The 14,703-nt window shown below is 50.7% G+C and carries 14 protein-coding genes; 6 read left to right on the top strand and 8 right to left on the bottom strand.

All coding sequences use genetic code 11. The annotated features are described in order from the left end of the window. The first annotated feature begins 197 nt into the window (after positions 1-197). The 5 genes from lolC (at position 198) to cobB (ending at position 5,167) form a co-directional block, all read left to right on the top strand. Complete coding sequence (lolC, locus tag LVQ77_RS05085) at positions 198-1,397, top strand: lipoprotein-releasing ABC transporter permease subunit LolC (RefSeq protein ID WP_151995504.1); 1,200 nt, start codon at positions 198-200, stop codon at positions 1,395-1,397. Then, positions 1,390-2,094 (top strand): lipoprotein-releasing ABC transporter ATP-binding protein LolD, encoded by a 705-nt coding sequence (lolD, locus tag LVQ77_RS05080; RefSeq protein ID WP_064517961.1) that lies wholly within the window; start codon positions 1,390-1,392, stop codon positions 2,092-2,094. The genes lolC and lolD overlap by 8 nt, the downstream gene beginning before the upstream one ends. Next, complete coding sequence (lolE, locus tag LVQ77_RS05075; protein ID WP_151995503.1) at positions 2,094-3,338, top strand: lipoprotein-releasing ABC transporter permease subunit LolE; 1,245 nt, start codon at positions 2,094-2,096, stop codon at positions 3,336-3,338. The genes lolD and lolE overlap by 1 nt, the downstream gene beginning before the upstream one ends. 92 nt (positions 3,339-3,430) lie before the next feature. Beyond that, positions 3,431-4,342, top strand: a complete 912-nt coding sequence (gene nagK, locus LVQ77_RS05070; protein ID WP_232865518.1) for an N-acetylglucosamine kinase — start codon at positions 3,431-3,433, stop codon at positions 4,340-4,342. Between the two features lie 3 nt (positions 4,343-4,345). Continuing rightward, a complete protein-coding gene (gene cobB, locus LVQ77_RS05065) occupies positions 4,346-5,167 on the top strand; it encodes a Sir2 family NAD+-dependent deacetylase (RefSeq protein ID WP_064517967.1) in 822 nt (273 codons plus the stop codon). Between the two features lie 45 nt (positions 5,168-5,212). Here cobB and LVQ77_RS05060 read toward each other — a convergent pair whose 3' ends face one another. The 5 genes from LVQ77_RS05060 to potA form a co-directional block, all read right to left on the bottom strand. Then, the gene (locus tag LVQ77_RS05060; RefSeq protein ID WP_232903855.1) at positions 5,213-5,725 is read right to left on the bottom strand and encodes a methyltransferase; all 513 of its coding nucleotides are present in this window, start codon (positions 5,723-5,725) and stop codon (positions 5,213-5,215) included. A 149-nt stretch (positions 5,726-5,874) separates the two neighbouring features. Next, positions 5,875-6,921, bottom strand: a complete 1,047-nt coding sequence (gene potD, locus LVQ77_RS05055) for a spermidine/putrescine ABC transporter substrate-binding protein PotD (RefSeq protein WP_232903854.1) — start codon at positions 6,919-6,921, stop codon at positions 5,875-5,877. Next, entirely contained in the window at positions 6,918-7,703 is a 786-nt protein-coding gene (potC, locus tag LVQ77_RS05050; protein WP_232865515.1) for a spermidine/putrescine ABC transporter permease PotC, read from the bottom strand. Before potC ends, potD begins: the two co-directional genes overlap by 4 nt. Then, positions 7,700-8,557 carry a spermidine/putrescine ABC transporter permease PotB gene (gene potB, locus LVQ77_RS05045; protein WP_232903853.1) on the bottom strand — a complete coding sequence of 286 codons (858 nt, stop codon included), beginning with the start codon at positions 8,555-8,557 and terminating at the stop codon, positions 7,700-7,702. The genes potC and potB overlap by 4 nt, the downstream gene beginning before the upstream one ends. Next, complete coding sequence (potA, locus tag LVQ77_RS05040; RefSeq protein WP_034457169.1) at positions 8,541-9,677, bottom strand: spermidine/putrescine ABC transporter ATP-binding protein PotA; 1,137 nt, start codon at positions 9,675-9,677, stop codon at positions 8,541-8,543. Before potA ends, potB begins: the two co-directional genes overlap by 17 nt. A gap of 291 nt (positions 9,678-9,968) precedes the next feature. Between potA and pepT the strand changes: the two genes are divergently transcribed. After that, positions 9,969-11,195, top strand: a complete 1,227-nt coding sequence (pepT, locus tag LVQ77_RS05035) for a peptidase T (RefSeq protein ID WP_232903852.1) — start codon at positions 9,969-9,971, stop codon at positions 11,193-11,195. A gap of 92 nt (positions 11,196-11,287) precedes the next feature. Here pepT and LVQ77_RS05030 read toward each other — a convergent pair whose 3' ends face one another. The 3 genes from LVQ77_RS05030 to phoP form a co-directional block, all read right to left on the bottom strand. Continuing rightward, complete coding sequence (locus tag LVQ77_RS05030; protein WP_034456094.1) at positions 11,288-12,409, bottom strand: ribosomal protein uL16 3-hydroxylase; 1,122 nt, start codon at positions 12,407-12,409, stop codon at positions 11,288-11,290. A 71-nt stretch (positions 12,410-12,480) separates the two neighbouring features. Beyond that, the gene (gene phoQ / locus LVQ77_RS05025; protein ID WP_232903851.1) at positions 12,481-13,941 is read right to left on the bottom strand and encodes a two-component system sensor histidine kinase PhoQ; all 1,461 of its coding nucleotides are present in this window, start codon (positions 13,939-13,941) and stop codon (positions 12,481-12,483) included. Between the two features lie 2 nt (positions 13,942-13,943). Beyond that, on the bottom strand, positions 13,944-14,615 hold the full coding sequence (gene phoP, locus LVQ77_RS05020) for a two-component system response regulator PhoP (protein WP_151995492.1): 672 nt from the start codon (positions 14,613-14,615) through the stop codon (positions 13,944-13,946). Between the last annotated feature and the right edge of the window lie 88 nt (positions 14,616-14,703).

The following is a 14,703-nucleotide window of genomic DNA, read 5'->3' as shown; positions in this document are numbered from 1 at the left end:
TCAGAAATTCCGCATGATTAATTAATAACCGAATTGATGTGGCTTTACAGCGAAAACAAGATGTTATGAGTATGATTTAATTGGTATTTCACATGTTCTGAAATATCAAAAAAACGTTACGTTTCATTTACTTGATACGGTATCGCTTATATACTTCTTGCCAACTTTGCATCCGCAACTGCCACAAGACGGAATACATGTATCAACCTGTCGCGTTATTTATAGGCCTGCGCTACATGCGTGGGCGAGCAGCTGACCGCTTCGGTCGCTTCGTCTCCTGGCTGTCGACTATTGGCATTACGCTTGGCGTAATGGCGCTGGTCACGGTGCTTTCCGTGATGAACGGCTTTGAACGTGAGCTGCAAAACAACATTCTTGGCTTGATGCCACAAGCTGTAATCACCTCAACCAGTGGTTCTATTAACCCTGAAACACTTCCTGCGAAAGACCTAAAACTCGAAGGTGTTACGCGCATCGCACCGATTACTACGGGTGACGTAGTACTGCAGAGTGCGCGCAGCGTTGCTGTGGGCGTCATGCTAGGGGTTAATCCGGAAGAAAAAGATCCGCTTTCGCCGTTCCTGGTCAACGTGAAACAAACAGACCTGGTCGCTGGGCAGTACAACATTATTCTCGGCGAACAGCTTGCCGGGCAATTGGGTATTAAGCGTGGCGATAGCATCCGCGTGATGGTGCCTTCCGCCAGTCAGTTTACGCCTATGGGACGTTTACCAAGTCAGCGTTTGTTTAATGTGATTGGTACCTTCGCGGCTAATAGTGAAGTCGACGGTTATCAAATGCTGGTGAACCAGCAAGATGCATCACGCCTGATGCGTTACCCGCTAGGCAATATTACCGGCTGGCGCTTGTGGCTGGCTGAACCACTCAAGGTGGATGTCCTGAGCCAGCAAACCTTGCCTCAGGGCACCGAGTGGAAAGACTGGCGCGAGCGTAAAGGTGAGCTGTTCCAGGCTGTGCGCATGGAAAAAAATATGATGGGGCTGCTGCTGAGCCTGATTGTGGCCGTTGCCGCATTTAACATCATCACGTCGCTCGGTTTGCTGGTGATGGAGAAACAAGGCGAAGTTGCCATTCTCCAGACTCAGGGGCTTACGCGTCGCCAAATCATGGCAGTGTTTATGGTGCAGGGGGCGAGTGCGGGTGTTATCGGCGCTTTGCTGGGTGCGTTACTTGGCGCGCTACTTGCCAGCCAGTTGAACAACTTGATGCCGATTATTGGCGCGTTGCTCGATGGTGCTGCGCTGCCGGTCGCTATCGACCCTGTACAAGTTATTGTGATTGCGATTATTGCTATGGCTGTCGCTTTGTTATCCACGCTTTATCCATCGTGGCGTGCCGCCGCGACACTTCCCGCTGAGGCTTTACGTTATGAGTAATTCTGTCCTGTTGCAGTGTGACAAGCTGTGCAAACGCTATCAGGAAGGCAAAGTGCAAACGGACGTGTTGCATGATGTCAGCTTCAGCATCAATACCGGTGAGTTGATGGCGATTGTCGGCAGCTCTGGTTCTGGTAAAAGTACTTTGCTTCACCTGTTGGGCGGCCTGGATACGCCAACGTCAGGCGATGTCATTTTTAATGGCAAAGCAATGAGTTCAATGTCCTCTTCCGCAAAAGCGGAACTGCGCAATCGGGAACTGGGGTTTATTTATCAGTTCCACCATTTGCTGCCTGATTTTACCGCGATGGAAAACGTCGCCATGCCACTGCTCATCGGCAAAAAGAATACCGATGAAACAAAGCAACGTGCTCTGGATATGCTAAAAGCGGTAGGGCTTGATCACCGCAGTAATCACCGTCCGTCAGAGTTGTCAGGTGGCGAGCGCCAGCGTGTGGCGATTGCTCGTGCACTGGTAAATAACCCGCGTCTGGTATTGGCTGATGAACCGACTGGTAACCTCGATGCACGAAATGCAGATAGCATTTTCGAACTGCTGGGCGAGCTGAATGTGCGTCAGGGAACCGCGTTCTTAGTGGTTACTCACGACCTCAAACTGGCGAAGCGCATGTCTCGTCAGTTAGAAATGCAAGATGGTCGGCTGACTCATGAGCTGACTTTGATGGGAGCCGATTAATGGCTTCGCCACTGTCACTGCTGATTGGTTTACGTTTTAGCCGCGGGCGTCGTCGCAGCGGCATGGTGTCTCTCATCTCCATTATCTCCACGTTAGGTATCGCATTAGGTGTAGCGGTACTGATTGTGGGCCTGAGTGCGATGAACGGTTTTGAGCGCGAGCTGAATAATCGCGTGCTTGCCGTTGTGCCACATGGTGAAATCGAGCCGGTTAATCAGCCATTCCACGACTGGAAAGGTGTGTTGCAACGTGTCGAGAAGGTTAAAGGCATCGTTGCAGCTGCGCCATACATCAACTTCACTGGCCTGGTGGAAAGCGGTGCGAACCTGCGAGCCATCGTGGTAAAAGGTGTCGATCCGCAACAGGAAACTCACCTGAGCGCGTTGCCAGAATATGTGCAGAACAATGGCTGGAAGGATTTTAAAGCGGGTCAGCAGCAAATCATTATTGGTAAAGGTGTTGCCGATGCGCTGAAGGTGAAGCAGGGCGACTGGGTCTCCATCATGATTCCGAACAGTGATGGTGGTACCAAACTTCTGCAACCGAAACGTGTTCGCCTGCATGTCACTGGAATACTGGCTCTCAGTGGTCAGCTTGACCACAGCCTGGCAATGGTGCCAATGGCTGATGCACAGAGCTATCTGGATATGGGCGATAGCGTCACCGGTATCGCTATCAAGGTCAATGACGTCTTCAATGCCAATAAGCTTGTGCGTGATGCGGGCGAAGTGACTAATGCTTACGTTTATATCAAAAGCTGGATTGGCACCTACGGCTATATGTATCGCGATATTCAAATGATTCGCGCCATCATGTATCTGGCGATGGTGCTGGTTATCGGCGTTGCCTGTTTTAACATCGTTTCCACGCTTGTCATGGCGGTTAAAGACAAGAGTAGCGACATTGCTGTATTGCGTACCCTTGGGGCAAAAGATGGTCTGATTCGCGCCATTTTCGTCTGGTACGGTCTGCTGGCGGGGTTGCTGGGTAGTGTAAGTGGTGTGATTGTTGGGGTGCTGGCCTCCTGGCAATTGACCAATATTATCCACGTGATTGAAAAATTAATCGGTCACCAGTTCTTGTCAGGCGATATCTACTTCATTGATTTCTTGCCATCTGAACTGCATTGGCTGGATGTATTTTATGTCCTGATCACAGCATTGCTACTGAGTTTACTTGCCAGTTGGTATCCGGCGCGTCGAGCCAGTAATATCGATCCGGCGCGAGTATTAAGCGGACAATAAATTCTTCACCAAAAATATATACCCCGAATAATTCAAGTTGCAGGTAGGCGGCACTCCTGCAGCTTGAAGTTTGACGGGTATAGGGAGAAACGATGTATTACGGATTTGATATTGGTGGCAGCAAGATGGCTCTTGGGGTCTACGACAGTGAGCGTCGTCTGCAATGGGAAAAACGTGTTCCCACCCCGCATGACAGTTATGAGAACTTTTTAGCGGCTATCGCTTCCATGGTACAGGAAGCCGATAGCCGTTTTGGTATTAAAGGCTCGGTGGGTATTGGTATCCCCGGAATGCCCGTCACAGATGATGGCACGTTATACGCAGCGAATGTCCCGGCAGCCAGCGGGAAACCGGTACAGGCAGATCTGAGCGCGATGCTCGGGCGTGATGTACGCATGGACAACGATGCGAACTGTTTTGCGCTCTCTGAGGCCTGGGACGATGAGTTTCGTGATTACCCGGTGGTTATGGGCCTGATTCTCGGTACGGGTGTTGGTGGTGGCATCATTGTCAACGGTAAATCCATTACCGGGCGCAACTATATTACCGGCGAATTTGGTCATACCCGCCTGCCAGTTGATGCACTTAACGTGCTGGGCCGTGATATTCCCCTCACGCGCTGCGGTTGCGGGCAACATGGCTGTATTGAAAACTATCTTTCTGGCCGTGGATTTGCGTGGGTTTATCAGCACTTCTACTCTGAACCACTGGACTCTAAAGAAATTGTTGCCCGCTACCGCGCAGGTGATGAAAAGGCTGTAGCCCATGTCGATCGCTTCGTTGAGCTGCTGGCCTGCTGCCTTGGCAGCTTGTTAACGGCCATTGATGCGCATCTGGTCGTGATCGGCGGCGGGTTGTCTAACTTTACTGAGATGTACCAGCAACTGCCTGAGCGTCTGCCTAAGTATCTTCTGCCTGTGGCAAAAGTACCGCGTATTGAACCTGCGCGTCATGGTGATGCCGGTGGTATGCGTGGTGCGGCATTCCTCCATCTCACGGAGTAAATTATGCTATCGCGTCGTCAACATCGGCTAAGCCGGTTTCGCAAAACTAAGCGCCTGCTCCGTCAGCGTTTACGTCAGCGTGCTTTTTTCAGAGATATACCTGGACCCGAAGCGATGGAAAAACCCAGAGTTGTGGTTCTGACCGGAGCGGGAATTTCCGCTGAGTCAGGCATTCGAACGTTCCGCGCCACTGATGGTTTGTGGGAAGAGCATAGGGTTGAAGATGTTGCGACGCCTGAAGGCTTCGCACGCGATCCTGAATTGGTACAGGCGTTTTATAACGCTCGCCGCCAGCAACTTCAGCAGTCGGAAATTAAACCGAATGCTGCCCATCTGGCACTGGCTCGTCTGGAAGAAGAGCTGGGTGATCACTTCCTGTTGGTGACGCAGAATATTGATAACCTCCATGAACGAGCCGGCAATAAAAACATTATCCATATGCATGGTGAACTGCTGAAAGTTCGCTGTGCGCGCAGTGGGCAAGTGCTGGAGTGGAAAGGGGATATTACCCGGGAAGACCGCTGCCATTGCTGCCAGCTTTCTGCACCGCTTCGCCCACATGTGGTGTGGTTTGGCGAAATGCCACTGGGTATGGATGAGATTTATCAGGCTATTGCTACAGCTGACTACTTTATTGCTATCGGCACCTCGGGCCATGTGTACCCAGCTGCCGGGTTCGTACACGAAGCCCGTTTGCAAGGCGCGCATACGGTTGAGCTGAATCTTGAACCGAGCCAGGTTGGCAGTGAGTTCGAGGAAAAATTCTACGGCTTAGCCAGTGAAGTGGTGCCTGAGTATGTCGACCGCTTGTTGAAAGGTCTATAACAAATAGCGGGTAGCCGATGCTGCCCGCCTATTAATATCAACAAATTACGCTTTCGCCGTGACAAATAACTTCTCTTCCCGCAAAGCCACGACAATCAAAAATAGCGAAATATACGCGCAACAAAGTAATGCCAATGCACTGATATACCACGGCAATCGGGTCACATACACTGCGCTGCAAGAGAGGATCACCATAATGATTCCCGCGTACATGGGGTGAGCTATCCACGAAAAGATCCCGCTGTGTATTCGCTGCGCATGAGGAAGGTAATACCCCGCCCAGGTATGATGTGTCCCTAAATCGATTTTCCCTTTCACCACCAGAACGGTTCCTGCAATTGCTATCAGCAAACAAACCCAATCCAGCGGCGTAACGTATTCCACAAGGAAAAGGCTCCAGGCGAAGGCGATTATTGGCAGTAAATAAGTCAGCCGTAAGAGTTGTATCGCTCTGACATCAATCAGTGATTTAGCATCGGGCTTCTCTTTCCTCGCGAGAATAAACGCGGTGAAAATACCAAGGTTGAGCAGTTGGGCGAGTATAAAGAATGTATTCATCACGATTTTCACTCAGTCTGCAACGAGCGGGTAGTGAGATAACGGCAACAGTCAGGCGCTCATTCAAGCGTAGAAAGAGAGGGAAGTGATGCCATAAGGCGAAAGGATGAATTAAAAAGGCGGGACGATTGCCCCGCCTGGTATAAAAATTAACGTCCCGCCTTCAGCTTCTGATAGTAATTCTCATAAATCGTGCTGGTATCACCGACATCGTTCTGCCACTCACCATTTTTCAGCACCGCTTCATCCGGGTAGAGCGTTTTATCACCAGACACTTCTTTCGGCAGAAGTTTGCGTGCTTCAAGATTTGGCGTTGGGTAGCCTATGGTTTCAGCCACCTGTTTTGCCACGTCCGGGCGCAGCAGGAAGTTAATCAGTTTCAGCGCACCATCGACGTTTTTAGCATTTGCCGGGATAGAAAGGTTATCCATCCAGAAAATCCCGCCTTCTTTTGGCCAGACAATTTCCAGCGGAGTCCCCGCCTGACGGGCAACGTAAGCGGAGCCATTCCACACCATCCCAAGATTCACTTCGCCTTCCATAAACGGGTTGGCTGGGTTATCCGAGTTAAATGCCGCGACGTTTGGCATCAGTTTTTGCAGCTCGTGGTACGCCGCTTCAATCTCTTTTGGATTGGTGGTATTGCCGGAGTAGCCGAGCTTGCGCAGAGCGACCTGGAACACTTCGCGTGCATCATCAGTCAGCAACAGGCTTTGCTTATATTCCGGTTTCCATAAATCGGCCCAACGGGTGATGGTTTTCGGGTCTATGGCGTCGCTATTAACACCAATCGCCGTAGCACCCCAGATATAAGGAATGGAATAGTCATTATTCGGGTCGAAGGGCTTGTTGAGCATTTCCGGATCGAGATTCTTGAAGTTGCTCAGTTTGCTTTTATCGATCTTCTGGATCATGCCTTCATTGCGCATTTTCGCGACAAAGTAGGTCGATGGCACCACTAAATCGTAGGCACCTTCTTTATAGGTTTTCAACTTGGCGTACATGGTTTCATTCGACTCGTAGGTCGAATAAATCACCTTAATACCGGTTTCTTTAGTGAACTGCTCAAGCAGTCCTGGCGGCACATACTCGGTCCAGTTATAGAAGTAGAGCGTCTTGCTATCGTCGGCATGTGCAGCGCCCATACCCAGTACCAGAGCGCCCGCAGCGAGCAGGTGGCGTGGCCATTTAGTCATTTTAACGTCCCCTGAGTTTTATCACGAAGAATAAGCTGACTGGCAACAACCAGGACCAGCGAGAGTACTAACAGAATGGTCGCAAGTGCGTTCACCTCGGGTGAAACACCGACCTTCACCATTGAGTAAATCTTCAACGGTAAAATTTCATAACTTGGCCCGGTAACAAACGATGAAACCACTACATCGTCCATCGAGAGCGTAAAACTGAGCAACCAGCCTGCGGCAACGGCAGGCATTGCCAGCGGTAAGAGGATCTTGCGCAGAATTGTCAGTTCGCTGGCACCTAAATCTTTCGCCGCTTCTAACATCCGTACATCAAACCCTTTGAGGCGGGAATAGACGGTCACCACCACAAACGGCAGGCAGAAGGTGATGTGTGAGAACAGCAGCGACCAGAATCCGAGCGAAACGCCCAGCAGCATAAACAGCACCAACAGTGAAATCGCCATCACAATATCGGGCGACATCATCACCACAAACAACATACCGCTGACGAAAGGCTTGCCGCGAAAACGGTAGCGGTATAACGCCACGGCCGTTAACGAGCCAATTAACGTCGCCGCGGTGGCAGAAAACACCGCCATAGTCAGCGAGTGTTGAGCAGCTTGCAGCAGACTATCGTTGTTCATCAGCAGGCTATACCACTTGCCGGTAAAGCCTTGCCAGTTAATACCGAAACGCGAACTGTTAAATGAGTTGACGATCAAAATGATAATCGGGATGTACAGATACGCGTAGATGGCGGTCATAAAGCCGCCACGGAGCAGGCGACCCATCATTCTAATTCCACCTTTTTATTCAGCAATCTGGCGGCACGCCAGTAAATCAGCAGCATCAGACCCATCACCAGTGTCAGTGTAATGCTGGTGGCCGCCCCAAACGGCCAGTCACGAATATTCAGGAACTGGCTTTTTATCACGTTGCCGATCAGCAGGTTTTTCGCGCCACCCATCAGGTCTGACACGTAAAACAGCCCCATTGCAGGAAGCATAACCAACAGACAACCGGCAATAATTCCCGGCATGGTGAGTGGAACAATAATGCGGATAAAGGTCTGTAGTTTGCTCGCACCCAAATCACGCGCCGCTTCCAGTAGCGGTTTGTCGAGCTTCTCGATGCTCGAATAGAGTGGCATCACCATAAACGGTAGCAGGATATAAACCAGGCCGAGGATGACCGCGCTTTCGGTGTACATGATTCGAATCGGGGTATCAATCACGCCGAGCCACAGCAGGAACGCATTCATGTAACCTTTGGTGCTGAGGAAAATCTTCAGCCCATAAATGCGAATCAGTGAGTTAGTCCAGAAGGGAACAATCAGCAAAAACAACAGCAGCGGGCGCACGCGTTCTGGCAGGCGAGCAAGGAACCAGGCAAACGGATAGCCCAGCACCAGGCAGGCGAGGGTGGCTATCACCGCCATATTTAGCGAGTGAAGTAGCACTTGTGCATACAGCGGGTCGGCAAGCCGGGTGTAGTTATCCAGCGTGAAAACCATGCTGACGAAATTAGCATCATCACGCGTCAGGAAACTTGTCCCAATGATCATCAGGTTGGGCAAGAACACAAACAACAGCAACCAACCGACGATGGTGGCGATCACCAGATTCTGGAACTTACGTGAGCTCTTCATCTGCCAGCACTACCTCCCAGCTTTCAACCCAATTCACAGCCATCTTTTGATCAAGTGTATGGTCAAAATCAGGATCGTCTTCATTGAAGAATTCGCTGACCATCACCATTTTGCCGTTTTCCAACTCAACGTTAGATTCCAGCGTCATACCTTTATAGTTTCGTTCACGCACATAGCCAATTAAACCATCGGCAACGTGGGTATCGTTGATCTCTTCAACACGCAGATCTTCTGGGCGCAGCAGCACTTTCAGCCGTTGGCCTGCGGTGACTGGCATCGTTACGTAAATATGGCATTCGCGGCCTTCAACGTTCGCCAGCACGCGCTGCTCGTCAACCCGCTCAATGACGATGGCATCGAAGATATTGATTTCACCAATGAAACTCGCCACAAACAGGTTTTTCGGCTCTTCGTAAATTTCACGCGGCGTGCCGTCTTGCTCAATGTGACCATCACGCATCACCACAATCCTGTCGGACATGGTCAATGCTTCTTCCTGGTCGTGAGTGACGAAGACAAAGGTGATTCCGAGTTTACGTTGCAGCGCCTTTAATTCGTTCTGCATCTGCTTGCGCAATTTGTAATCGAGTGCGGAAAGTGACTCATCAAGCAGCAACAGACGGGGTTTGTTGACTACCGCACGCGCAATCGCCACGCGCTGTTGCTGGCCGCCAGAAAGCTGATGCGGTAAACGCTGCGCAAATTCCTCAAGCTGCACCATTTTCAACGCGTCATTCACGCGCGGAGGTATCTCGGCAGCGGGTGTTTTTTGCATTCTTAGACCGAATGCCACGTTTTCAAAAACGGTCATGTGAGGGAAAAGAGCGTAGCTCTGGAAGACGGTGTTGACGTGGCGATGCTCAGCCGGAACCCGTGTAATGTCCAGGTCCTCAAGAGAGATAGTCCCGGAGTCAACGCTTTCCAGTCCGGCAATTAAGCGCAGCACAGTAGTTTTGCCACAGCCGGAAGGGCCAAGGAGTGTCAGGAATTCACCATCATTAATGGTGAGAGATAAATCAGAAATAACGGTTTTACCATCAAAGCTCTTTCTTACTCCCACCAGTTCTACCAGCGGAGAGAGCGAACATTGCTGTTTATTCAATTTTTTACGCTGTCCCATATAAGACGCATCAAATTGCGGGCTGATGCGGGGTTTGTGATTAACCACCTTGCGGTTTCTGCACGTTTAAGTAAGGGCAGGCATTCTACGGCAAAGCATTGAAATCGCCAATCCTTGATGCTTTCCTGGGGATTGATTATGAAGATGTTTAAAGCAGCAAACACCAAATCCTCTCGCATTGCATTACATTCGTGACTATTTTCAACACTACCAGGCTAAAAGTGACCTAACGCAATATTTGCATCTGTGGCTTACTGATAATGAAGTCACAAAAATTGAGGGTAGCGCGACATGGATAAATTACTTGAACGTTTCTTACATTATGTCTCTTTGGATACGCAGTCCAAATCCGGCGTAAAACAAGTTCCCAGCACTGAAGGTCAGTGGAAGTTGTTGCGGTTGCTAAAAGAACAAATGGAAGATATGGGTTTAGTGAATGTGACTATTGCTGAGCATGGCACAGTCATGGGAACACTTCCGTCTACCGTCGATAAAAAAGTCCCGGCTATTGGTTTTATCTCTCATGTAGATACCGCGCCTGACTTTTCGGGCAAGAACGTTAATCCGCAGATTGTCGAAAACTATCGTGGTGGTGATATCGCGCTAGGCATTGGCGATGAAGTGCTATCACCGGTGATGTTCCCGGTTTTACACCAGTTACTTGGGCAAACGCTGATTACCACCGATGGCAAGACGCTGCTTGGTGCCGATGACAAAGCCGGTATTGCTGAGATCATGACCGCTCTGGCGGTACTCCAGGAGAAAAAAATCCCGCACGGTGATATTCGTGTGGCGTTCACTCCGGATGAAGAAGTGGGCAAAGGTGCTAAGCACTTTGACGTTGACGCATTTGATGCACGCTGGGCCTATACCGTTGATGGCGGTGGTGTCGGTGAACTGGAGTGCGAGAACTTCAATGCGGCGTCTGTAACCATTAAAATTGTCGGCAACAATGTTCATCCTGGCTCTGCGAAAGGGGTGATGGTCAACGCACTTTCGATTGCCGCGCGCATTCACGCAGAAGTCCCGGCCGATGAAAGCCCTGAATGCACCGATGGCTATGAAGGTTTCTACCATCTGCACGGCATTAAAGGCTCGGTTGATAAAGCGGAAATGCACTACATCATCCGCGATTTTGACCGTGAACAATTTGAAGCACGTAAACGCAAGATGATGGATATCGCCAAAAAAGTCGGCAAAGGCCTGCACCCGGATTGCTATATCGAGCTGGTGATCGACGACAGCTATTACAACATGCGCGAAAAAGTCGCCGAGCATCCTTATATTATTGAAGTGGCGCAGCAGGCGATGCGTGACTGCGACATCGAACCGATCATGAAACCGATTCGCGGTGGCACCGATGGCGCACAACTGTCGTTTAAAGGTTTGCCTTGTCCTAACCTGTTCACCGGCGGCTATAACTATCACGGCAAACACGAGTTTGTGACGCTGGAGGGGATGGAAAAAGCGGTAGCGGTGATTGTGAGGATTGCGGAGCTGGTGGCTAAGCGGGGGTAAACATAAGTCGGATGTCGCTTGCGCTAATCCGACCTACGGAAGACTGATGTAGGGTGGATTAACGCAAGCGACATCCACCCATACGTTTCTATTTAATCTTCGAAATACCAGTACCCGCTATTCACCAGCGCTGCCAGCATGGCAAGGAACGACGGGTCTTCTAACGCATCACCAAACATTTCTGCTTTCAGTGTGATATTGCTCGCCAATGCTTCAAGCGCCGGGCGATGCGGGCTGTCAATTTTCTCGCCGTTGACGTAAATCTCATCGGCAATACGCAGCACGCGTAATCCACCGAGGCGAGTAATGGCATCACCTTGTTTCAGGGCGTCATAAATCTCGTCAGGCTGATATGGCGGCTCTGGTGGCGCGACGTCAAGTTCGTGGCGTGACTGGGAAACAAACTCGCCGAACCAGGTTTTGAAATGCTCTGGCTGGTTGATGAGCTCCAGCATCATTTCGCGTAACTTGTCCATTTCCTGTGGCAGAACATCAGCCGGGTGCTGGCGCGCAGGTACGTCAGGGTCGGTATAACGCTGGCTGCCCAGTTCGCGTTGCAGCACGTAATCGGCAAAACCACTGATCAGTTCACGGCCACTTGGCGCACGGAAACCGACAGAGTAGTTCATCGAGTTTTCCAGCGAGTAACCTTCGTGCGGGAAACCAGGTGGAATATAGATAATATCGCCCGGCTCCAGCTCTTCGTCGATGATGGCGTCGAACGGTTCTACTTGCAGCAAATCAGGATGCGGGCAGTGTTGTTTCAGGGCGACTTTTTCCCCGACACGCCAGCGGCGGCGGCCAACGCCCTGAATGATAAACACGTCGTACTGGTCGAAATGCGGGCCAACGCCGCCGCCTGGAACCGAGAAAGAGATCATCAGATCGTCAATTCGCCAGTCGGGCAGGGCACGGAATGGGCGCATCAGGCGGGCACTTTGTTCATGCCAGTGGTTAACCGCCTGAACCAGTAAAGACCAGTTGTTTTCGCCCAGGTGATCGTAGCTCTGGAATGGACCGTGACTGACTTGCCATCTGCCGTCGTTATGGCTGACCAGGCGGCTGTCCACCTCGTTTTCCATGGCAAGGCCTGCCAGTTCATCAGGGGAGATAGGGTCGATGAAATTTTTGAAGCCACGTTTTAGAACCACCGGGCGTTTTTGCCAGTAGTTTGCGATGAAATCGGGCCAGTTTAGGTCGAGTTGATAGTCCATATTATTATCCGGCAGGTGAAGGAGCCTGCCGAGGATTATAACGGATGGTGCCCGCCGTTACGGGAGTATTTTCAATCTTCTTCTCGGTCTGGACGCTGGCGCGCAAAAATCACTTCCATACGTGCACCACCCAGTTCACTGGTCGAGGTTTGAATCTCGCCGTCGTATTGCTCCACGATTTCACGAGCGACGGATAATCCGACACCTTGCCCAGGTCGCAAGGTGTCTGCGCGTTGCCCACGGTCAAACACCATGCTGCGTTTGCTTTCCGGGATTCCTGGGCCGTCGTCGTCAACGATTAAATGCAGCGTGTCATCGAGCTGGCGGCCTGATATCTCAACAAATTCGAGGCAGTATTTGCAGGCGTTATCCAGCACGTTACCCATCACTTCCATAAAGTCATTTTTCTCGCCCACAAAAGTGATTTCAGGGGAGATATCCAGCGTGATATTCACGCCTTTGCGTTGATAAACCTTGTTAAGCGCGGAACACAGGCTGTCAAGTAGCGGTGCCACCGGATGAAGCTCACGGCTGATAAGCGCACTGTCGCCACGCATGCTGGCGCGATGCAGGTAATAGCCAATTTGCTGTGATATTCGGCTGATTTGTTCCAGCATCAACGGTTCCGCTTCTTCAATATTCAGTTTCTTCGTGCGCATCGATCGCAAGGTGCTCTGTAAAACCGCCAGCGGTGTTTTCAGACTGTGCGTTAAATCGGTCAGAGTAGTGCGGTATTTATCGTAACGGTCGCGTTCAGTGCGCAGCAAGCGATTGAGATTACGTACCAGGCTGGTTAACTCGCGTGTGGTTTCGGAGTTCAGGCTGTCACGGTCGTGTTTTTCCAGTTCACGTACTTCTTTTGCCAACTCTTCGATAGGGCGCAAGCTCCAGCGGGCGGCTAACCAAAGCAACGGTATAACCAACAATAGGTTGGCGAGGAAAACACAGGTAAACAAACTCCAGACCGTATACGAGCGTTTTAACTCGATTGGAATGGTGTCGACCACCACAATGGTTAAAGCGGGCATTTTGCCCATTGCCGGGTATTTGTTGACCGCTACGGAGTGGCTGACTTCATCGCTGTAGTCGCCATCATAAAAATCTTTTAGCTGGTTCTGGAGATTTTGGTCGTTGCCCAACAAGTCATGGCTGGTATCAAAATTGGCTTCCAGGTCGTGAAAACCGTCGGTGACGAGCCACTCTTTTTTAATTTGCTGCACCACATGCGGCAAATCACGCTGAGCCCACATCAGCTTGCCTTTATCATCGTAGATAAGGGCCATAGTCGGAGTTTTCAGATTAAGGTTTTCAGGAATCACGACATTTATCTTGCCGTTCTCGTAGGTCGCGAGGGTATAAAACAGGTTGCTCTCCCCACGCAGCAAACGGAAAGTCGTTTTATCAAAACTGATGTTATAACCCACCAGTGCCACAACGCCGTAGGCCAGTGACAGCACCAAAACGACGGCGGCGGTTGCGAGTAAAAAGCGAACTCGTAACGATAACGGTAAAAAATGTCGGATGAATTTCATGGTTAACGCAGATCGAAGCGGTAACCTTGACCGCGCACCGTGGTGATGGCTTCGTGCGGGTATTCAGCCAGGATCTTCTTGCGCAGACGTCCCATCAATACATCAATGGTGTGGCTTTCGCGCAGTTCGGCATCGGGGTAAAGCTGGAGCATGAGTGAATCTTTACTGACCACTTTGCCATTATTGCGGATCAGCGTTTCCATAATGGTGTATTCAAAGGCAGTGAGCTTGATAAGGTTGTCGTTGATAAGCAGCTCGCGGCGTGACAAATCGACCTGGAAAGGGGGCAGGGAAATAACCTGTGATGCCAGGCCGCTGTTGCGGCGCATTAAAACCTGCATGCGTGCGACCACTTCTTCAAGATGAAACGGCTTAGTCACGTAATCATCAGCACCTGCTCCCAGCACTTCGACCTTGTCCTGCCAGCCCTCACGCGCGGTAAGCACCAGAATAGGAATTGTCACGTCGTGGCTGCGCCAGCGGCGAATTAGGCTCAGGCCATCTTCATCGGGCAGGCCTAAATCGACAATGGCAATATCGGGGGTATGTTCATTCAGGAAATAGTCAGCTTCTTTGGCATCTTCAGCAGCATCGACCTGATGCCCGGACTCACGAAGCTGAACCTTGAGATGGTGACGTAACAGAGCATTATCTTCTACAACCAGAACTCGCATTCTTTATCCCCCAGAATATAAACGGCATTGATAGTTTAACGCTAATTATCAACGAGGGGGCATAAACCATGTATAAACAGGCGGGGAT

The organism is Buttiauxella cochleicola, assembly GCF_021282435.1.
GTDB lineage: Bacteria > Pseudomonadota > Gammaproteobacteria > Enterobacterales > Enterobacteriaceae > Buttiauxella > Buttiauxella massiliensis.
This window is presented reverse-complemented; position numbering and strand designations above follow the sequence as displayed.

Bases quoted from the DNA above. Each gene is read 5' to 3' on its own strand.
- LVQ77_RS05060 (WP_232903855.1), bottom strand. From the start codon at position 5,725: ATGAATACATTCTTTATACTCGCCCAACTGCTCAACCTTGGTATTTTC.
- cobB (WP_064517967.1), top strand. From the start codon at position 4,346: ATGCTATCGCGTCGTCAACATCGGCTAAGCCGGTTTCGCAAAACTAAG.
- lolE (WP_151995503.1), top strand. From the start codon at position 2,094: ATGGCTTCGCCACTGTCACTGCTGATTGGTTTACGTTTTAGCCGCGGG.
- potB (WP_232903853.1), bottom strand. From the start codon at position 8,557: ATGAAGAGCTCACGTAAGTTCCAGAATCTGGTGATCGCCACCATCGTC.
- nagK (WP_232865518.1), top strand. From the start codon at position 3,431: ATGTATTACGGATTTGATATTGGTGGCAGCAAGATGGCTCTTGGGGTC.
- phoP (WP_151995492.1), bottom strand. From the start codon at position 14,615: ATGCGAGTTCTGGTTGTAGAAGATAATGCTCTGTTACGTCACCATCTC.
- potD (WP_232903854.1), bottom strand. From the start codon at position 6,921: ATGACTAAATGGCCACGCCACCTGCTCGCTGCGGGCGCTCTGGTACTG.
- phoQ (WP_232903851.1), bottom strand. From the start codon at position 13,941: ATGAAATTCATCCGACATTTTTTACCGTTATCGTTACGAGTTCGCTTT.
- lolD (WP_064517961.1), top strand. From the start codon at position 1,390: ATGAGTAATTCTGTCCTGTTGCAGTGTGACAAGCTGTGCAAACGCTAT.
- potC (WP_232865515.1), bottom strand. From the start codon at position 7,703: ATGATGGGTCGCCTGCTCCGTGGCGGCTTTATGACCGCCATCTACGCG.
- lolC (WP_151995504.1), top strand. From the start codon at position 198: ATGTATCAACCTGTCGCGTTATTTATAGGCCTGCGCTACATGCGTGGG.
- LVQ77_RS05030 (WP_034456094.1), bottom strand. From the start codon at position 12,409: ATGGACTATCAACTCGACCTAAACTGGCCCGATTTCATCGCAAACTAC.
- potA (WP_034457169.1), bottom strand. From the start codon at position 9,677: ATGGGACAGCGTAAAAAATTGAATAAACAGCAATGTTCGCTCTCTCCG.
- pepT (WP_232903852.1), top strand. From the start codon at position 9,969: ATGGATAAATTACTTGAACGTTTCTTACATTATGTCTCTTTGGATACG.